This is a genomic window from Bacillus sp. Marseille-Q3570 (genome assembly GCF_946151055.1).
Classification (GTDB): Bacteria; Bacillota; Bacilli; order Bacillales; family Fictibacillaceae; genus Pseudalkalibacillus.
The window spans coordinates 1-21,049 of the sequence record NZ_CAMGYZ010000014.1 but is presented as its reverse complement, the minus strand read 5'-3'; the positions used below and the strand labels follow the sequence as shown (position 1 = coordinate 21,049).

Below are 21,049 nucleotides of genomic sequence, written 5' to 3'. Positions count from 1 at the left end.
TCCTAATAGAAGACTATTTGTTCGCTGCTTTTCTTCCAATGTTCATGTAATCGGTATTCGAAAATCTGTTTAGTCAACTCGTATAAGATTTCATTATCTTCCTTTAACACATGGAACTCCATTTTAAACATTTCTATCATATGACCCTAAAGTATTCGAGCTGCCGGACCATTTACTCATAGGCATGTCTGCTATTAATAAGATAGAAATTTGATGTTTTAAAAAAGACTATTTACATTTATTTGTCTTTTTTGCTTTATAATAAGGACTTAAATTCATAAATAAATTTTGCAGCTGTTCTTGTTCCACCTGATGTTCAAATAAATATTCAAGTAATTCCTCTTGACGGGCTTGTCCTAAACTTAACCGGTAAAGCTGCATGATTTTCATGAGACGCTCATATTTTACACCGTCTTTACTAAGGGGATAGATTGGGACAATTCTTTCAATTTTTATATTCTGATTTTCAGGAAGCGACCAGAAAGGAACCAGTTCAGGTGTGTGTATGTTTCTTTCATTCTCGTTTGCGGTCGTAAACATTTCCTGCCATACATCATTCTCAAATGGTATGTTGCCATATTTGTTGGCAATGTTCTGTCGAATGGCAAAGCATTTATAACGATTGATCCGTCCCTCCCGCTGCTCGAGATCAACTGGATTAGATGGTAGATTCCAGTGGACAATCTTCCTGCAATAATAATGGAAATCAAGACCCTCTTGCCCGACTGATGTAGTTACTAATACAAACGGTCGAAACGGAGAGTTGAATGCCAATCTTACGTTTTTCTTTCTATTATGTGTTGTGTCTTCATTTCGCTTATCTGCAAAACCAACGGCATAATTGGTTCGCAATTTCATGATCTGATCATTGCCGCTTTTATCTTTTACACGCTTATTGAAACTTTCATAGGTGTCCACATTATAAGTTGCTGAATGGGTACTCAATGCGCTCGTTATTAGTGAGGTCAACTGCTCATTACGCCAATCACTGTCAACATTTCGAAGACCTGCTTCTTCGATCAGCATATGTACATACTCATCCAACATTGCCTGAATGTTGCCGTCTACACAATATGTGAGTACATTTTGCCAATGGGCATTGCGCTCCCCGTTCTTTTGTTTACCGTATTCTAATTCTACGATTGAAATTGCCTCCTGCGTATTAAATCTATCGATGAGGCTTTTTGCTACTTGCACGGCATAAGGCAAGGACTTCCCTTCCCAATCATTAAACATACGTAAAGCACAAATCGCTGGTGATCCTAAAACCATATTCACAAGCACGTCTATTAAATTCTTCGGCTGTTTTCCAAGTTTCACAAATTCTTTTTCATGAAAAATGTTACGAAGTTCTTCAAGATGTTTTGTTAAGGCTGCCTTGTCATCCGTAGTATCCTTATCTTTATTATCATCCATTACAGGCAGTAGTTGCTCACTGTTAAACCATTCCTGTACAGCTTCTTCATCTTGATCCAATAATAAAGGAGCAAGATAATACCATCTCTCATCTTCACGAACTTCATGTTCGTAAGTCTGATATGGCATTTGGTCAAGCAGCAATTGGAGGTTATCCGCTATTTCACTTTTAAGCTCATCCAGCGTAAGATTGTTATTCAAGACATCTATCGGATTGAAAAGATTCGCTAACGTGATTGAAGGATATAAAAGTGTCAAATGATTCATATTAGCTGGTGCATTATTTCTCATTGAGAACGATAAACGAGGTTGTGGGAACCGCCTTTCCGCAAAATACGTCCGGTTTTTCCGCTTCTTTTTCTTCGACGTTTTTTTGATCAACTCTCCTACCGTCAAGCGTTCAGATTCATAAGATAATAGGGTTGAAACCGCTCTCGGAACCATCTCCCATCCGGAAAATATAAGTAATTTCGAGAACCGGTCCTGTCTAGCATAGCAACCTCCAAATTCGTAATAGGGTAATGAAGGCGGAATCCAAAGCAGCCGTTCTGCATCTTTTGGCAATGCAACTTCTTTAATTTTGGTAAGCCGGGCATTCGTGTCAGGCAGTTTTTTATAACGATTGATTACACTTCTTTTTATCCAGAGATGGGGTTTATCAACTAACGAGAGGTTTTCAGGATATTTTTTAACATGACGGGTAATTTTTTGTTTCAACTTATAATGTTCCATAAATGACATGAGGAAAGGCGTCGATTTCACATAATCGACAGGAACGTTGTCCGTTATCCCAATTTCCTGAAGCATCCGATCCATATGGACATAGGATAAGATATCCTCTTTGGTGATTTCAACGGGTTCTAAGGATGCGTCAATCAATTCACTAGATCCTTCCACAGTCAACCTTTCCGTACGGGCAATCCCTTTATATAAGCTGTCTTCTGCATCCTGCTTCTTGGCTTGAAGCACGGCAATATCCCTAATCGAGAATAAATTTAATGAAGAAGAAAAATCCTCCCACACCTTTTTGAAGTGGCGTTGTTGTTCGGGATGATGTTCAAACAGAAATCCGGTTACCTGCATGAACTCTTTATAATGTTCGTCCTCACCTTTTTCTGAAATCTCTTCGAGCGTAGAGTAAAGTTTATATGGTGTAGCTGAAAGCAAGAGAATTTTTACTTTTTCATCATCATTCAGCCTAGGGCTATTAAAAAACTTTTTAGCTAGAAGAGCAGTCTCACTTTCCCCATCAGCATTCACTAGTTCCGGGAAACGCTGAAATTCGTCCATTATAACCAGGTCGGGATCCATTAGATCGACACTTATTTCCGCCATCATCCTCCGCAGTTTGAAAATCAATTGATTGGCACCTTCAACCCGTTTTCCTATAACATTTTCCTGCTTGATCCTTTCACAAACTTCATGGATGGTATCAATAAGAGAGCTGTCCTTGTCAAAAAACTGCTCTATCCTGTACAACATGGTGTTGAGATACTGACCATCACTTTTAGCATTACAGACTTCTACTCTCTTTTCGTAACCAAGTTTTGTCCATTCCCAACTCTTTGTGGCAGTATCCATCAACAGGATATCCAACTGATCCAAATAATCATTCAGGGGACTGAATTCTTTTAGAATCGAATACATCAATGCTCTTTCGGAAGCACTTCCACAACCTGATGTCATATTAAAAGAAGTGGAAGGCGTTAACGGAATCAATTGGATAAACCTTTCTTTCAACTCTTCATCAAAATCATTCTCAAATATCTTCAAGTGTTGCATCGATAACCTGGTATCCGAAGAGTCCTCCAGCTTCACGCGCTTATCGATTTGCAGTTTTTGCAGATTTTGTCTGGCAATACTCTGATTTGAACAGACATATACAACTTTAAAAAGGGGGTCTTTTAAAACTTCCTGGTGATATCTTGCTATCCTTGCCATAACGCCCCTGGCTATCATCGTTTTTCCAAGACCAACTTCATCCGCTACCAGTACACGTGTAAAATCATCGGTCAACAGGTTATACACTCGGTCAACCGTTGCCTTTTGAAAATCTTTAAGACCTTCGTAAATCTCTTCATCTTTTGTCTTTAAATCTATCATTTTTCCACCAACTTTATTGCCTGATTGAAAATGTCATACAATCGGTAAAAGTCCAGGGGTATGATTGTCTCGTCATCAATCATTTCAATAACTTTATGAACATCATTCAATTTTTCTGGGGACCGCGCAGCTGCTTTCAGCATATTTTCATACAGTACAGGATAACTGGCAGCCTGCATATCCCAGGCTACTGACCCGAGTTTTTTGATTTCCATCTGTTCAAGAGCAGACAACAAAAAGTCATCTGCAAGCAAGAATGCTACATATTGTAAAAAAACATAAGGATCATTAATTATTGAACGGAAAACCTCTTGTTTACGCTCTTCTGGCAACCCTTCTGTCTGGATTTTTATAACACGTTCAACTGTTTCACCGTCTAGTTCAGCCTTTACGACATAAAATTCTCCAAGTTCCAGCATACTTAAGTCATTGATGCTCATGTCCTGTTTCAATTGCTGTGTTTTTTTGCTTAACAAAGGTCCAATTGAAAATTCAATGGCATCAGGTATGGTCTCGAATGAGAGATGAACGGCATATAAATACTCACTTTCTTGGTGTATCAAAGCGTGTGATTTTACACGACAAAGTTGCTTGATGGCTTTTTGGAGTTTGTCAGTGACTTCGGCTTCTGTATCCTTTTCTTCTGGAATGGACTCGACCCTTTCAAAAGGGTTGTCATCTTCCTCTTCTCCAAATAAATCTGACAATAAGTCAGTAATTCTGAAGCCATACTTTTTATATTGCATTTTTAATAAGAATTCCACATTACCATTGAATGCGTAATGGGAACTATTCGCAGAGCCAATAAAAAAATGATGCTCGTTATACTTAGAACGGGCGTAAAGTTTCGCATGGATGTCCTGAAGCTGATCTAACTCGCTTTCTTCATCTTCTTCACTAAAAGCCCCTTCACCTTCAACAATGATGTCCTTCAACACGTACACATCAATATCGTTGATGATCTCCTCTGTAAGTTTATGGAGTTCCGTTCTTCTGGTGATCAATATCTTGGTGGGAGATGTCAAAGAGTAGTCATTCAATTTTGCAATGATACTTTTACTCAAAAATGGGGCCATAATGATTAATTGATGGTAACTTTCAAATAATCCAATATCATTTGCTTTATATCCCTCGATTCCTAAAGGGCAGAAATCAAATTCTGGTATATGTTTGTCGCCTGATTCAAAATGGATATACTCAAGCTCAGCCATCATTTCCTGAATGCTTTCCTGTTTCTGTTGGCTAGTAGTCTGCGGGAGAAGGAATTGTAGAAAATCAATCAATGGTTGGGTTTTTTGAGCGATTTCCTGTTTTTGTCTCCCTTCTAATGCCAACGCAATGTCCCAGCTCCGATCGAAGGTAAGGTTGCGTGTCAAAACTAGCAAACGAAACAGAACATCACCTTGACTGTCCTCATATTTGATCAACCAGGTTTTCGGATGGAAAGAGCGCTCATTTTCCAGAGCTACTTCAAACACGCTATCTTCCATTAAGGCAAAGAATGAATTTCCGTTTTGAGGTACCTTTATCTGACCGGCTTCACAGAAAATTGCAAGATTATCTGTGCTTCGGCGTATCCCTTCCAACATGTAGATTGGGTCATCTTTTAATGTTTGATCCATTTCTTCTGAAAGACTAAGAGCCAATGGCACACCTACCAAAGCTTCTAAGTCAAGAGAATATGTAGTACCTACAGCGAATGCTACTTCATATCCTACAGGAGGTTTGAGCAAGTCACTATAATTTAGCCGGTCCTTGTCTGGTTTAAGCATGTCCTCCCTCCAAACCTGAAAAGATATCAACCATTAAATCCTTTGAATTCCGAAAACGATATTGTAGTTTTTTAGAACCTAACCATTTACCTTCTTCATACGCATAAAATTTCGTATTATATAATTTAGCTCTTTCTTTTGATTTCAGTTCAATTTCCCGTTTGATCAGTAGTTCATCGATCAATGTTTCATCATTGGAAAGAGCCGTCTTTTGCCATTCACTAAGAAACCTTTTCAACAAAGGGTTACTGATTTTTAGCCGGTAAAGAACATCCTGGTACCTGAAATTTAGGAATTCGTTTTTAATAAACGAACTTTCCTTCCACTCTTTCCATTCTTGAATAGCTTCTTTATTTTCATGATTGGAAAGGATCACATTATATCGTATATTTGCACCAGCAATAAACGTACTGAAATTTTTGGCCATCGAATAATCATCACTCAATCCATCAGGGAGAGAAAATACTTCTGCAATTGCATCAAAATCATCTATTTTTTCCAATTCCGAAGGATTTTGCTGAAGTAAAAAAGCCAGTAGACTGTCCTTCGACTTCCTTGACTTAATCATTCTATCTTTTAAGAAACCAGCCTCATTGAATGTAAGATCCATAGAAATTTTTTCTTTCCAATTTGACTCTGGAAGTAGACACTGCCAATACGTACTTGTATACTCAGAACCAGCAATCGTCAGATCATCACTATCTTCATTTCCTAACGATCGAAGAGACTCTTTGTTGCGCTGCATTCTGAAAACAGCTTTGGCATAGTTGTTCAGTGTGAGATCATGTTTAAATATTTCAAACGTCTTGAGTCCGCTCCAGTATACGCTGGAAGGTTTCCGCTTAAGCTTTTTGCCAGCCCTTGCGCCAATCACTCCTTCTGCATCCTTTCGGAGCAAAGTTTCTATAAGGTCTACTTCCATGGAACCAAGCTTCTCAAGAAATTCTCCGGGAGAGGAATGTCTTTCTTTTTCTAAATCCAACATTAAATAAGGGATAATGAAAAAATATTTGGCCCTCGTTTGAAGAGTTGAAGTACCTGGAAACAAAACATCCGCAAACCCATCGCGGACTAAACCGATCCCCAATTCGTCAATTGCCCCTTTATCAGAAAGAAGATCAAGCACGGCCATCACTTTGTTTTTATGCTCACTGGAATAATCAATCCATCCTAGTTTCATAGCATTCATAATCTTACTCCTTTATCAACATTCAACTTACTGAATGCTTTTAAGCTTTCCTTTCAAAATGTTCGTGCAAACGGTATTCACATATCTGTTTGGTCCATTCATATAAGGTTTCATTATCTTCCTTTAACACATTGAACTCCAATTTAAACATCTCTCCATCAAATGACACTAAATTATTCGAGCTGCCGGACCATTTGCTCATTGGCATGTCAGCTATTAATTTGCTTACTTTATTTTCGTCATACTTCCATAGTCGTTGTGAGTTTTTATCGGAAAAATCAATGTTTTTGCGATAGTCTTTTTCAGTCAGATAGTGATGAAAGAAAGGCGCAACTTCACTTGGCGTTAAAGGCTTTGTCCAATTATCAATTCCACGATTTAGCATATACAAAAGAACAATCATTTTATAGCTTTTCGCCATTCCTGTACTTTCAACTTCTTTAATCCATTTTTCATATTTATTGAGGACTTGTTCTTCTTTTTCATTTAATTCATTTACCCATGATAGGAAGCCTGGATAGGATTTGAATTCTTGTTTATATTCTTTACTGTTGGAACTACCATACAGGTGCAGCTCCAGGTAAGTTGGGCGATGGCCTAACTCTTCCTTTAAATTCAAATAAGCTCCGTGTAATTTTTCTTTACGAGGTTGTCGTTTTCTTTGCAGTTCTTTCAATAAGTCGATTACATTTAAATCTAAATTGAGTTTACAATTTCTTGGTACTTGAGGAATGGCTGATGCTTTTCCTTTTTTCGGTTGAGGATCCCGATCAAATAAACTCATCTTAATATCGGCATTTCGGTAGTTACCGATCAAAATCTATGATATGACAATACTCTTTTCCATCGTGAAGGCGTAAGCCTCTTCCCACTTGTTGCGTAAATATGGTTAGTGATTCAGTAGGTCTTGCAAATAACAACGTATCTACTGACGGAATATCTACGCCCTCGTTAAAAAGGTCAACTGTAAAAATAATATCAATTTCTTGATTCGTTAATTTCTGTATCGCTTCCTTACGGGATATGTTTTTGTTTTTTGAATTCAAACTAATGGTTCGATAACCATTGTGATTAAAATAATTCGATAAAAAATCAGCCTGTTTAATAGAAGAACAAAAGGCTAGTGTTCTTGTTTGACGATGTTCTAACCAGGCATTCAATATTCTGTCTGCTAAATCATCTCTTAACTGAGCAAACAATAACTCTTCCTGATCATATTTATTTCCTAGCCATGTAATTGCTGAATAATCCGTATCATCATAAACACCAAAATATTTAAGTGGCGCTAACCATTCTTTCTCAATCGCCACAATAAAGTGAAGCTGGTAAGCCACATTCCCATCACACAGTCCATACACGTCTTTATTGCCCATACGATCAGATGTAGCCGTTATGCCCAATAAAAACTTTGGTTCAAAATGCTGGATGACTTTTTGATAGGAGTTAGCTGCTGCATGATGAAATTCATCTACTACGATTAAATCAAAAATGATCTGGTGAGAAATTCTTAAGGTTATGATCTATTCCAATGGTAAATACAGACGCAAAGACAAATTCACAATCTGATTCTTTGTTTTTTGCATTATAAATCCCTGCCGTTTTTTCCGGCATGATATGTAAGAAAGACTTCTTCGCCTGGTAAAGTATTTCTTCACGGTGGGCTACAAACAGTATCCGATTAAAATTCCTCGCAAAAATCCCGCAAGATAGGTCTTCCCCAGGCCAGTCGCCATCACGACCATTGACTTGCTATAGTTTTCTTCATACGTAGTTTCCAATGCTATTAGTGCATCCTTCTGTGCAGGTCGTGGAGTTATTTCTTCCTCATTACTTATCTCAACCTCATAAGCGGTTGGCTCATCATTTACTTCATCGCTCTTTGGATCACTTGAATACATTAATTCCGTTTCTTCTTGCTCGGTCCATTTCTTCGCAATATTATGCGCAGCATGGAACTTCTCATATTTTTCACGGTACTTCTTTATTGTTTCAGCATTAACCGGAATCGTTTCTTCATGATAAAACGTCTTTAAGTACATATCCATCGCTTCCTGGTAACTTAAAGGTTCCACCGCCTTATTCATGTATAGATTCCACTCAACTCCATTTGTTAAGGCAGAAGCTGAAAGATTAGATGACCCGATAATAAAAGAACCTTCATTCTGATCATTACTCTGACCAAACAGATACGCTTTCGGATGAAAAGATTTTCCTCTGCTCCTCCACAGTCTTACCTCGACTCCAATAATAGTATTGAGAGTTTCCAACGCGTCAGGTTGAGTAATATAAAGATAATCACCCGCACATAGCTTTATTTCTGCACCACGCTCAATCGCATCTTCTAAAAGAGGTTTAATAAGTTCTACCCCTGATTTCATAACAAAAGAGGTTAGAATATAGATAATATCTGAACTCTGAACCTCTTGCTGCAAATTGTCTATCAATCTATCAGTGATTAACTTTACTTTACTCATCTTCAACATCAATCAAGAAAATACGTGAAATCCTCCACGTTTTTCAGCTTTTTCTTTTCGAACAGCTTCAAGTTCTTCAACTGAAGAATTATGTACTGAAGTTAACGAGTGAATTAGTTCTAAAATATCTGCAAGTTCCTCAATGGATGAAGCATCATCACTCGCTTCTAAATATTCATTTAATTCTTCTGTTAATTTCTCTCTTAACTTAATCTTATACTCATCTTCTTCCATCAGCCGAGTATTGTAATTTAAACCTTTGTTTTCAAGAATTTCTGGAATGCGATCTCGGATTAGTTTGTTATATGTAGGCATTTTAATTCCTCCTTTTATTTTATAAGTTATTAAATTATGTAAAAAAAAAATCATATCACAACCATAATAAATAAACTTATGATTCCGCTTTTCTAAACTTTAGTAAACTAGAGTTTATTTTTTCGTAATATATACACTTTCGTCAACCTCATACTCAAATGCAACATGGTCTACTGTATCTGCAGGAACATCTAACCAAAACATAATTTTGTTTGAGGTTTCCTTTTTATACTCGTGGCTTGTGTCTTTCATTGTCCAATTTCGGTCGTATATGTGGTGTGTAATTTTCATGTGGGCTGGTTCTTCTTTTCGGTTTTTGATGGTGTATTCCCATTCTACTGTGCGGATTCCTTTTTCATCTTTATAGCTATCAACCTCGTTTCCTTCACAGACGATATCGAAGGCATCTCCGAGGTAGAGTTCGACGGTTTCGTTTTTCGGTGTATGATCGATCCTGTCTTCTCCGATGAATTCGAGGCTTCCGTCATTCCCATCCTCTTGGTAGACCTTCACTTTTCCTTTTGGCAATGGCAATCCTAGTTTTTGTGTTTGTTTGTTTTCAAATTCAATCTTTATTTCGGCTTTCTCATTGTAATGGTTGAATGAATAGTAGCGTTTATATGGAATCTCTTCTGCCTGGATGAAGTTGATTTGCTTGGACTGGTTGTTTTTTAGTGTGGTTTTATGCTGCAGCGTGTACATGTGGTAGTCGGCAAAGCTTTGTTCTTCAAAGGATCGTTCTTCGCTATGATCGACCTGGGCGTAGAGCACGTGATCTTCTAAACCGATAACGTTTCCATCCTCAACCCGGTTCACATCCCCAGCAATCAGCTTCACTTTTACATTGTCGAAGGTTGTGCCGGCGTTGTTCTGGATGTTCACCCAGCCGGACAAATTGAACGTCTCGTCCTTCAGTTCGACGACATAATTGGATTCCCATTCCATCCCTTTTGTCAGGTAGGATACGTTGATCTGATCGGTTTTCGAAGGTCGGATTTTCCAGATCAGTGCCGGTTTGACGATCAGCTCGCCTGGAAGCTTCGGCAGGATAAGTTCCTCTTTCGGATCAAGGACGATTTCCTTCGTTTCCGTATGTTCTAGAACAATGCCGCTCGCGACACTCAACAGGCGGTATTCCTTCCGCTCATTTTTCTCCTTATCGTATAAAAACACGTTTTGGTCTATGTATTTCTCGAGCAGTTTTGATTTGCTGACAAGGTCATAATCATAGTTCAGTTCAAGGATGTTGAGTCCTTCGACGAGGATCGAATCGGTTTCAATCTGCTGTGCGACATCAAGGTATTGGATTTCCATCTCCTCACCTGTCAGCTCGACTTTCCGCTTTTCTTTTACGACACCAAATCCGTCGTTGTAGATCGTCAATGAAAGGCCTTCTGCATCCTTGCTGTATGAATGATATGCCATGTTCAAACGCCTCCCCTTTTCTCTTATAATAGCAGAAAATGGTACCAACGATAATGGTAGAATGATAGTTAGACATACATAGGAAAGGTTGATGAAGGTGTACGAGCAGAAACGGATACGGGATTACGGTGTGAAGATTGGGAAACTTGAGCCTGGGAAGTTGAATGCAATTACGGATGTAGAGGGTGTGACGGTAGGTCATGTGACGCTTGCGGATGGTGATGTGCAGACAGGAGTGACGGCTGTTCTTCCTCATCAAGGGAACATTTTCAGAGAAAAATTGATTGCATCAAGCCATGTAATCAATGGTTATGGAAAGACAGTAGGGACGATCCAGATCGAGGAACTTGGGACGTTGGAGACACCGATCCTTTTGACGAATACATCGAGTATCGGAATCGTTGCAGATGCAGTGATCAAATATACACTGGAGGACAACCCTGAAATCGGCCGGTCGACAGGTACGGTCAATCCGGTTGTCGGTGAATGCAATGATATGTATCTGAATGATATACGAGCACGGTCTATTACGAAAGAGCATGTCTTCGAGGCCATCGAGAATGCTTCGATAGAATTTGAAGAGGGTTCTGTCGGCGCTGGACGCGGGACGCTCGCTTGCTCCATAAAAGGCGGAATCGGTTCCGCTTCAAGAAAAATGGAAATGGATCATGGGACATATACACTCGGCGTTCTCGTCCAATCGAACTTCGGGATGCTCAGTGATTTCAGGGTTAATGGGAAAGCTGTAGGGCTTGAGTTGAGAGATGCAATATTGAATGTTACTGAGGAACGGGATAAGGGATCGATCATGATGATCGTCGCAACCGACCTTCCTGTTTCCGCGCAACAATTGAACCGGATCTTAAAACGGACGGTTACAGGACTGGCACGCACTGGATCGACGATTGGAAACGGAAGCGGTGATATTGCTCTCGGGTTCTCGACCGCAACCAGAATTCCGCATAAGAAACCGGACCCACTACTCTCCATTCCGTCGATCCATGAAGCAGATATGGACCTCGCTTTCCGAGCAGTTGGTGAAGCGACAGAAGAAGCGATCCTGAACTCGATGATCACCGCTGAAAAAGTGGTTGGACGGGATGGGAATGAACGGCCTGCTTTGAAGGATCTCCTTCAAAAATTTAATATTTCCATCTAAATTATTCTAATCATTCAAGCGAAAAACCCATTGAGAATATCAGTTTCTCAATGGGTCTTCTATTAATCCACAGAAACTTTTTCTGTTATTGGAATGATCCGCTTCGTATCATGTGCCTCGAGGGCAGCTAATATGACGTTCAAGGATTTCTTACCTTCTTCGCCCGTGATGAGGGGTTCTTTATCATCAATAATACACTCAACAAAATGATCGATGACATGTGAATTGAATTGTCCGCCTTCTTCATTCGTTTGGATTTTTCCCAGCTGGTGATTGATGACATGCCCATTCCGGTATTCTTCAATAAGAGAATAGGATGGATCGGCTTCTAATCGCAATGTGCCATTTTCTCCATAAATGAGGGTCGAATTATCCCCATCACCGGTCGTATAAGCCCAACTTGCTGCCATTGTACCGACAGTGCCGTTTTCTGTACGAAGGATACATACAGCATTATCATCTACCGTCGAATTTTCCTTGGCATTGCTTTCAATGAACGCACCTACTTCCGTCACTTCACCGAGCAGATACCGGATCAGGTCCGCTTTATGGACTCCAAGGTCCCCCATTGCTCCCACGAATGCCTTGTCTTTATCGAAGAACCAGCTTGTTCTCCCGTCCACACTCCAGCTTTCAGGTCCTTGATGACCAAATGTCGTTCTGAAACTGAAGATTCTGCCAAGCTTTCCACTGTCAATGATTTCTTTTGCTTTTTGATGAGAAGCGACAAACCGCTGATTATGCGCGATCATCAGTTTTTTGTCATTAGCTTTGGCGGCTTCGATCATTTCTGTCGCTTCCTTTTCAGAGGTTGCCATCGGTTTTTCACAAAGAACCTGTTTCCCTTTATTCAAAGCCTCAATCGTAACAGGTGCATGCAAATAGTTCGGAAGACACACGCTGATCGCGTCCACTTCATCTAGATCCAAAGCTTGTTGATAATCAGTGAACGCTTTCGCTCCGTATCGTTCTGCTGCCTCCTCCGCACGGTCGGCGACGATATCAACGACTGCAACAATCTCCACTTCGTTATTTGCATGATATTCTGGTAGATGACGATGTTTTGCAATACCCCCGCAACCGATTACTGCAATTTTCAATTTGCTCATAATTAAGTAGTCTCCTTGTCCAATTTCGTTATAGTTTACTATATTCTTCGTTCAATAATGGTGGTTTTTCACACGTGCTTTCCATCAAATAATGGCTTGAACGATCAGAGGAATGATGGATTCCTTGCATGATTTCAAGGACATGCAAAGCCAGGTAGCTGTTAGCACGCGGAGTTACACCGGATTCAATCGAACTTGCCATGTCGGCGAGACCGATCCCACGTAAATTATCGAGCACATCTCCGGTACAATGCATTTCCTCCCAATCTCCATCACCATGCTTTTTCAACAAGACAGGCTGGTTGAAGTTATTCGGGTCTGGCAGGCTGATCGTCCCGTTTTCCCCGTAAATTTCGATGAAGGGAGTTCTTGCTGCTGAGACATCGAAACTTGTCGTAATCGTCGTAGTTGCACCTGCATTGAAATCCAGGATTCCAGTCACATGGGTCGGGATCTGGACGAGGATTTTCTCGCCGGCCCTTTCCGGATTTCCTATTACGCGTTCGGGGAATGAAATCCGTGTCGAGCCTGCAATCCGGTTGACAGGTCCTAATAGGCTGACGAGAGCCGTGATGTAATATGGGCCCATGTCAAACATCGGACCGCCACCCTCCTTGTAGAAGAAATCAGGATTCGGATGCCATGATTCAGGTCCTCTTGACATCATGAACGAGGTGGCGCCGACCGGTTTCCCGATCGCCCCTTCTTCAATCAGCTTTCCTGCAAGCTGGATGCTTCCTCCTAAAAATGTATCAGGTGCCGAACCAACAACTACGCCATTTTGCTTGGCAGCCTCTACAATCTTCTTTCCATCTTCAAAGGTTACCGCTAGCGGTTTTTCGGTATAGACATGCTTTTTCTGTTCAATCGCCTTAAGCGAGACTTCCGCATGAGCGTGTGGTACGGTCAGATTCAAAATGATATCGATTTCTGGAGAATGAAGAATTTCTTCCACTGTGTACACGTGTTGTAGCGAATACTTTTCGGCAGCAGCCTTTGCTTTTGTATGGTCAAAGTCTGCACATGCGGTGATATCAAATTGCGGAAAACGGCGGCTGTTTTCCAGATAGATGCCGCTGATGTTCCCACATCCGATAATGCCAACTTTCAAAGTCATATATCCAACTCCCTAATATAGTTTACTTAGATGAGGCAGCTTCGTCTTTAAATACTTCAGGCTAATTTCGAGACTTTCGAACGGTGTCAACCTACTGATATCCTGTTCCACGATCCACCATTTTACGCCTGCATCCTCACCTGTATCCAACACTGCTTCAATATCGACGCCCCCTGTGCCAAGCTCTGCGAAAAATTGTTCAGCGTCTGTGGTCATGTCTTTCAGGTGAATGAGCGGTACTCGGTTTTGATGGCGCTGGATCCATTCAACTGGGTTCTCACCAGCCTTTTTCAGCCAATAGACATCTAGTTCTGCCTGGACATTTTGGTCATCTGTTTCACTGAAAATCATTTCGAGTGCAGTTCTCCCATAAGGAAGCTGTTCCAGTTCAAAATCATGGTTGTGGTAACACAGGGTCAAACCTTCTTTTCGGCATCTCGCCCCTACTTCATCAAGAATAGAGATGATGTTTCGATATCCTTTTTTATTGCGGAGCTCTTCACCTACATATGGGCATACGATGAATCTGCTGCCCAATGTTTTTTGGTCTTCAATGACCTTTTGCAGATCATTTTCCAGCTCTTCGATACCCACATGGCTGGAAACCGCCTGAAGCCCAAGTTCATCCAGCAAGGTCCTGACTTCTTTTACAGTCAGATCGCCATAACCTGCAAATTCAACGCCTTCGAAACCAAGTTCAGCTACTTTCCTTAAAGTTCCTTCAAAGTCCTTATGGCTTTCTTCCCTTAATGTATACATCTGTACTGCAACTGGAATGTGACTCATCTTTTACATAAACCCCATTTCTACTGTTTTATTTAGCTTTGCATCGGTGAAACGTTTCGATTCGAGACATGTCAAGTCATGCCCAGGGTATTTTCACAGGGCTGCCGATCCTTTGCATTCTGAAAAGCTCTTTTGCTTTCGGCGAAAGCGAATTATATGTCTCTTGTGGGATATCGATCGAAGACCCTGCTCCATACCAGCTTCGATTGAAAATCATTGCCAGGTTGGTCCTACGATAATCTGAATTGTTTGGCGTTCCGCGGTGCCACATACGGATATCCCGTATCAGGATTGATCCAGCAGGCATATGTACCTTTTCTGAATACATATGTTCAGCAGCCCGGACGATGTGCATATGGGGATTGATCGTTCCGTCCAAGGTATCATGATTGGACCGATCCGGATTCTGATGGGTGCCACCCGGCCAGATTTCCAATGGTCCATTCTCTTCAGTCACATCGACAAGTGGGATGTTCAACACTAGACTGAAAACAGGTAAAGGGATATCCAATTCAGGAAATAAAGGCATGATATCACAATGGGCATTTTGATAATCTGAGCCTGGCATCGGAGTGTCAGAGGCAAAGTAATTACAATGATTGTCCTCTCCAAGCAGCCGATCGATCACAGCGGTTGCGATGGGGTTACATATGATATCTTCATCAATGTAAGGGGTTTCAAAAGGGAGGAACATTTGAGCCCGGTTTGTTCCGGTGTTATACCCCTTCTTACTGATGTAATCATCGAACAAAACGTCGAATTCTTTTCGGATTCTTGTAATCTTCTCTTCCGGAACGACTTTTTCAAAGATGATATATCCGTTTGCTTTTACTTGCTCCACAGCGATTTCAAGGGTTTCCGGATTTAATTGTTTGGTGAATTTCTCTTGTTCACTCAATTGAATTTTCATCATCAGCCTCCAATTTTTTTGGCGTTTGATACTTTAATGTGGATTTTTCACAAAATTCACTTTGCAAATACATGACTTCTTTTTTGAATTTGTGTAAATAAGCGGTCTGAATGGCATTTGATTTGTATAGAAAAAGGATAAACTGCATTTCGCAATCTATCCCATTGTTTATAGATACAACATCCTTAGTCATTTCTCCTCCCACTTTTCAAGCATTTGTTCGGAGGGTTTGTTCAAGTTCATGTTTTTGACGCAAATGGTGCCGGGAATGCATTCCGACCAGATCGTACCATTCCCTCGCATTCAGCCAGCCGAAGCCATCATGTTTTGCTTTATAGTGAGGGTTCACCTCATCGACTGTCTCTCTTAGATCCTTCAATCTCTGTAGGAGTTGATTCAGTCTGTCCATGGTTTCTTCTTTACTTTCCGGGTTTCTTGGAGGAGTGTTCAGTTCATCGGGTAACCGGATTTTGATAGGAGGAAATGCTTTGTTCTGGAACATGGACTCAGCAAACTCTGTCTTCCCTAGCCTTTGTTCTTCATTTTGTATCGCACATGTGTCGATCATATCCAGGTACTCATGAGCTACGACTATGACATGGTCATACATCTGGCCCAGTGACCAGACGCCTTCAGCAGATATATACCTTAACTGTTCGAGAGAATATCGTTGCAAATCTTTCTTATAAATTGAAAGCCATTCAATATCATCCATTTCCGACACTCCTTCCGTTCTTCTGGAGAATAAGTCAACTCACCTTAAAATTCAATTGTAAATTTCCACATGCGTTTCACTCAAGTCGAGTAAGTTCCAGATGGCTTCGACCACTTCATTTGGACAGTCCGTGTGGATCGTGGTATGTCCGGCATTTTTGAGAATTCGATGCTCGCCTCGTGGAACTGAATTGGCTAATTTTTCATAGGTTATCATTTTCACACTATTGAATGGATCGATCATCTCACGCAGGAATGATTGACTTACAACCGGAGACATGAATGGGTCGATCCCCATTCCTGTATATACAATCAACGGGATATCCGGCAGGTCTCCTCCTTTACCCACTTCGTCATAGAGCTCACTGTTCAAGTTTTTCCTTTCTGTCACCGTTTTCGTTAAATTTCTAAGATGGTAGTCGATCAATGGTTCACGTATCGAATCTGGCCACGTCGCAAACATCTGATTGAATAAACCACGGTAGACCTGCTTGTAAGTTAGAAGCGTCCGAACGATAGCTAAACCTTGCTGAAAAAGGTAGCGTTTCTTCAACGTAGGTGTTTGGGTGAGAAAATCTTCGTGAGGTGGTTCTAGTAGAAGCATCCCGGATACCTCATCCGGAAATCTTTGGGCGTAGTGTTGTGCGTATAGACCGCCTAACGAGTGACCGACGAGCAGATAGGGAGCAGGTACCCCAGCGGTATGTAAAAGACTACGTAATTCGTCAGTGACTTCAAGAGCACTTCGAGGCAGTTTCATCTGATCGCTCCAGCCCGTTCCCGCTCGATCATAGATCACTGATGTGGTACGCTGACTGATTTTTCCGTGGATATTAAGATAATCTAGACCGACCATGCCGGCCGCCGGTAGAAATACGACTGCTGGGCTTCCAGTCCCAGAACGATCGAGAAACAGACGGTGTCCATCCACATTATAGAAACTTCCAACAGGCGGTTCACTGACCGGGGACTGATTCCCCGGGCGTTTGTTTGTCTTTTTCATAAGAGACCTCCAAAAGTTATTTTTCCTCCATTCATCTATAAAAGATTTCCATGAGTCCATTAAGAAAACGATCAATTTCGGCAACAATATGGTCATAATCCAATTCAGCGCTTTCTGAGTTTCGAATATCCTCCAGTATCTGATTTGTAAAACCTACATTCGACCAAAAGATGACTTGTTTGGATTTTTCGAGGTCCAGTCCTTCTCTGAATTTAGATTCATCAACGATATCAAACATGGTTTCCTGGCATATTGATAGTTTCTCGTTCACTCGTTCATCCAGCTTCTTATTGATGTCATCAGTCTTCGTAATCGCAGCCTTGTTAATAAATTCGAATATCCAGGGATGCTTCTGCAGCAGCTCAATCTGGAGAAGATAAGATTGCTGCAATCTTTCAAAAATATCTTTTTCGTCAAAGTTCATTAATTCAAGATATTCCTTGTTGATCTTGTCAGTGCAGTAATCATAAAGGAATAGAAAAAGATCCTTTTTGCTGTTTACATAGTGGAACATCAACCCCTTTGAAATCCCAGACTCTTTTGCAATGACGTTTGTCGAGGCATCATCATATCCCTTCAGGGTAAATTCCTTTAATGCCGCATTTAAAATTACATTTCTTCTTTTGGATTCGAGAGTCGAAATTTTTGGAATCATAATAACCACCTATATATACTGTTTACCTATCAGGTCAATTTCATTATAACTTCATTTACCTATCAGGTCAATAATGGTAAAAAAACACCCTCCACGAGGAGAGTGTCAAATTGAATTATTGAAAAATCAATTGATTGAGTGTTTTAGGATACTCCGTAATCAACTTAACGCCATGTTCTCTGATGACTACTTTATCGGAGTGTCTGAACCCACCTATTCCCGAGAAGTATATTCCAGGTTTACAAAAGACCATGCCTTCTTCCAGTATTAACTCATTATCACAAATTTCTTCATGTGCAGAAATGGGTTCGCTCGTAAGCAGTTTCTCCAACCTTATTACTGAAGTCTCTAATGATAAGTTCTAAATCATTTACTTGTTTAAAACTTGATACCTGAATACCATCTTTTTTAATTTCGTCATGAAAATAAGCTGAAAATATGCAACACTGTAGAAAAAATCCTATCTAATTAAATATTATTGGAAAAGTAAATGTAACAAAAGCTGCCCAAAGTCCATAGACCGGCAAATACTTCGTAACCGCATCTTGTATAGTTGATAGTCCGGATTTGTTTTGTAAAAAACGAATATAGGAGAGCATTATCCAAATTAGATTTGCGCAGATAAGTATGTTTACTCCTAAAACAGCAACTCTATTTGGAGTAATCCCATAAGAAGAAAGTCTGAACACGATGGCTGACAAAGCCACACTGTCGATGATGAGGGCAAGGACAATCAAGGCAGCATTGATATAATCCGAAAGGTTCTTTTTCTCGTCGGAGTCGCTTTCGGTAATGGAAAATATGGTAACGACCAATACACCAAGGAGAATTCCGTTGAAGACTATCAGGAAATTGCGGTCCAGGAATGGATTTTTCCCCACCCATATAACCGTTACAAGATAGACCAACAATGTGATCAGGACAAGAGGGCTAAAAATTTTCGCTATATATGGTGTGATATTCTTAGCAAGTTTAAGATTCATTGATACCAGGTAGGTAGCCACAATAGCGAGAGCGGCAGCACCAAATAAAACAATATTACTAAAATAGAAATCTTCTATATTCAGGCCAACAAAGCTGAATAACTGCATGGTTAATGCTGCTAGCACCATTCCGCTGACTGCCATGCAGGCGTAGAGAATACCATATTCGATATTAAACTTTATATAGGCTAATCTTCTACTGCCTTTTAAATAGCCGTCTCCTGTATAGGCAATCCCTAGCAATACCCATAAGAAAATGGGGAGGTGTAAATAAACAAGGATAATACTGTCTTTATAAGTTAAAGGCAGCATATTAAGATAAACCCCGGAAATGATGAATAACGCTGCAAGGGTATAAATAATACTTTTTTTCGGCGTATTATTGTAAAAAAAGTAGGCAGCGATAAAGGGAATTATACCAAAAGCCAGGTTAATCGGAGCAATTGCTTCCTGTTCGACAAAATGGAAAATAATCCTTGTGCTTATCCCGGCCAGAATAGCTAAAAGGCCCATGAATACGAAACCTTTTTGAAACAAGGAAGGTTTATTTGTATTTGCTGTCTCCTTGAAATGCAATCTTTCATACCAGACACCAAGAACCTGAGAATCAGGATGTTGTTCCCATGCTTGTGAAAATGACTTCTTAAAAGCTTTCGGGTCTTTTTGATACATTCTCTCCAGCTCATGTGGATCAGCAATATTTTTAAGGACCAAATTGTTTATATCCATCGTCCTACCTCCCCAATAAATTTATATACTGCTTAACTATCTTCATCGCTTCGGTATTCCAAAATATCTCCGGGCTGACATTCTAATGCCTTACAAATTGCATCTAAAGTAGATAACCGAACCGCTTTTGCCTTTCCATTTTTCAATATCGATAGGTTCGCCATCGTTATTCCAACCCTCTCAGAAAGTTCCGTTACACTCATTTTCCTTTTCGCCAGCATCACATCGATATTAATGATAATCGCCATAATTCTCACCTCAAACCGTTAAGTCATTTTCTGATTTGATAGCAATTGCTTCCTGTAAAAGTTTTTGGAGGACCGCATCAAAAACTGCGATGACCATTGAAGCGAATGGAACAACCAAACCGACAAGGACAACTCCTGGTGCATCGTCTACTTCCGCAAAGAGATAGAACAGCGGCAAGGTCAGTAAATGCAAAACACTGATTGTGATCGCACAGTATTTGATTTTCTTTAAAGCATTTACAGATAAATCGGAGAAAGCTATATTTTTGTCAATATAGCGTAAGAGTTTGAAAGCCTGATGCAAAGCAAAGTAAAAAGGTATCGCCGATCCATCGAAAACGATGTAGACGAGAACTTTTATAAAAACGAACTCCGGAAGCAATTCTGCTGAAAGGTCAGCTAACTTAGGCACCAAAAAGATGCACAGAGCCAGAACTGGAACTCCCAAAAGAATCACAGCTATTTTTAAAAACAATGTTGTTACTTTTTCCATAAAAAACACCTCGCTTCTTTATCGTTATAATTATTTTAAATAAATTTTTATCGTTTTACAATAAATTTTTATTCTTATTGGTGTTTTTTGTGTAAAGCATTAAAAAGCATTTCTCATTCAAAGAAATGCTCTATAACTTTAAACTTATAACTTGTACAACTAACATGCGCCGTTCAGTAAGTACAACCTTTCTCAAACTCGACTAAGAAGGACTTATTTACTTGCACAGTATAAATATGCCACGCAGGTAAATAATGACTGTTTTTATTATTCCGCATTACCGCTTATCTACTGCAATAAAAAAAGAGCTATTCTCCTTCTTTGAACTGTATCCCGAATAATGGACACTTATAAAAAAGTCCACTATTCGGGATTTTTTGTGTTAATTCAATCAGAAAACCCGTTATAATCAAAACAAATGGAGAGAACGGGGAATTAATTATGAATAA

17 protein-coding genes and 1 pseudogene are annotated in these 21,049 nt (G+C 40.1%); 1 reads left to right on the top strand and 17 read right to left on the bottom strand.

Features of this window, described 5'->3' with window-relative positions:
• Positions 1–228: 228 nt before the first annotated feature.
• From N8M93_RS17615 to N8M93_RS17590, 6 genes and pseudogenes are all read right to left on the bottom strand, one after another.
• The gene (locus tag N8M93_RS17615) at positions 229–3,519 is read right to left on the bottom strand and encodes a helicase-related protein (RefSeq protein WP_261133939.1); all 3,291 of its coding nucleotides are present in this window, start codon (positions 3,517–3,519) and stop codon (positions 229–231) included.
• A complete protein-coding gene (locus N8M93_RS17610) occupies positions 3,516–5,291 on the bottom strand; it encodes a hypothetical protein (RefSeq protein WP_261133938.1) in 1,776 nt (591 codons plus the stop codon). The genes N8M93_RS17615 and N8M93_RS17610 overlap by 4 nt, the downstream gene beginning before the upstream one ends.
• A complete protein-coding gene (locus tag N8M93_RS17605) occupies positions 5,284–6,480 on the bottom strand; it encodes a DUF6361 family protein (protein ID WP_261133936.1) in 1,197 nt (398 codons plus the stop codon). Before N8M93_RS17605 ends, N8M93_RS17610 begins: the two co-directional genes overlap by 8 nt.
• 40 nt (positions 6,481–6,520) lie before the next feature.
• Positions 6,521–8,954: pseudogene (locus tag N8M93_RS17600) on the bottom strand (DEAD/DEAH box helicase family protein).
• A gap of 12 nt (positions 8,955–8,966) precedes the next feature.
• Positions 8,967–9,269, bottom strand: coding sequence for a nucleoside triphosphate pyrophosphohydrolase (locus N8M93_RS17595; RefSeq protein WP_314728305.1), 303 nt, complete (start codon positions 9,267–9,269; stop codon positions 8,967–8,969).
• 114 nt (positions 9,270–9,383) lie between these two features.
• Complete coding sequence (locus tag N8M93_RS17590; RefSeq protein WP_261133935.1) at positions 9,384–10,694, bottom strand: DUF4139 domain-containing protein; 1,311 nt, start codon at positions 10,692–10,694, stop codon at positions 9,384–9,386.
• Between the two features lie 91 nt (positions 10,695–10,785).
• Here N8M93_RS17590 and N8M93_RS17585 point away from each other — a divergent pair, with 91 nt between their 5' ends.
• Positions 10,786–11,853, top strand: coding sequence for a P1 family peptidase (locus N8M93_RS17585; protein ID WP_261133934.1), 1,068 nt, complete (start codon positions 10,786–10,788; stop codon positions 11,851–11,853).
• Positions 11,854–11,915: 62 nt separating this feature from the next.
• Here the strand turns inward: N8M93_RS17585 and N8M93_RS17580 are convergent, their stop codons facing one another.
• The 11 genes from N8M93_RS17580 to N8M93_RS17530 all read right to left on the bottom strand — a co-directional run bounded on the left by N8M93_RS17580 (position 11,916) and on the right by N8M93_RS17530 (position 20,600).
• Positions 11,916–12,962 (bottom strand): Gfo/Idh/MocA family protein, encoded by a 1,047-nt coding sequence (locus N8M93_RS17580; protein ID WP_261133933.1) that lies wholly within the window; start codon positions 12,960–12,962, stop codon positions 11,916–11,918.
• Positions 12,963–12,990: 28 nt separating this feature from the next.
• Positions 12,991–14,079 (bottom strand): Gfo/Idh/MocA family protein, encoded by a 1,089-nt coding sequence (locus tag N8M93_RS17575; RefSeq protein ID WP_261133932.1) that lies wholly within the window; start codon positions 14,077–14,079, stop codon positions 12,991–12,993.
• A gap of 12 nt (positions 14,080–14,091) precedes the next feature.
• Positions 14,092–14,865: a sugar phosphate isomerase/epimerase gene (locus N8M93_RS17570; RefSeq protein ID WP_261133931.1), complete on the bottom strand. Its 774-nt coding sequence runs from the start codon at positions 14,863–14,865 to the stop codon at positions 14,092–14,094.
• Between the two features lie 76 nt (positions 14,866–14,941).
• The gene (locus tag N8M93_RS17565; protein ID WP_261133930.1) at positions 14,942–15,775 is read right to left on the bottom strand and encodes a phytanoyl-CoA dioxygenase family protein; all 834 of its coding nucleotides are present in this window, start codon (positions 15,773–15,775) and stop codon (positions 14,942–14,944) included.
• Positions 15,756–15,968, bottom strand: a complete 213-nt coding sequence (locus N8M93_RS17560) for a hypothetical protein (protein ID WP_261133929.1) — start codon at positions 15,966–15,968, stop codon at positions 15,756–15,758. Before N8M93_RS17560 ends, N8M93_RS17565 begins: the two co-directional genes overlap by 20 nt.
• Before the next feature lie 15 nt (positions 15,969–15,983).
• A complete protein-coding gene (locus N8M93_RS17555; protein ID WP_261133928.1) occupies positions 15,984–16,490 on the bottom strand; it encodes a DinB family protein in 507 nt (168 codons plus the stop codon).
• 51 nt (positions 16,491–16,541) lie between these two features.
• A complete protein-coding gene (locus N8M93_RS17550; RefSeq protein ID WP_261133927.1) occupies positions 16,542–17,492 on the bottom strand; it encodes an alpha/beta fold hydrolase in 951 nt (316 codons plus the stop codon).
• Between the two features lie 31 nt (positions 17,493–17,523).
• A complete protein-coding gene (locus N8M93_RS17545; RefSeq protein ID WP_261133926.1) occupies positions 17,524–18,147 on the bottom strand; it encodes a TetR/AcrR family transcriptional regulator in 624 nt (207 codons plus the stop codon).
• 464 nt (positions 18,148–18,611) lie between these two features.
• Complete coding sequence (locus N8M93_RS17540) at positions 18,612–19,859, bottom strand: DUF4153 domain-containing protein (RefSeq protein WP_261133925.1); 1,248 nt, start codon at positions 19,857–19,859, stop codon at positions 18,612–18,614.
• 32 nt (positions 19,860–19,891) lie between these two features.
• Positions 19,892–20,107 carry a helix-turn-helix transcriptional regulator gene (locus N8M93_RS17535; protein ID WP_261133924.1) on the bottom strand — a complete coding sequence of 72 codons (216 nt, stop codon included), beginning with the start codon at positions 20,105–20,107 and terminating at the stop codon, positions 19,892–19,894.
• Between the two features lie 10 nt (positions 20,108–20,117).
• Positions 20,118–20,600 carry a DUF2975 domain-containing protein gene (locus N8M93_RS17530; protein ID WP_261133923.1) on the bottom strand — a complete coding sequence of 161 codons (483 nt, stop codon included), beginning with the start codon at positions 20,598–20,600 and terminating at the stop codon, positions 20,118–20,120.
• Between the last annotated feature and the right edge of the window lie 449 nt (positions 20,601–21,049).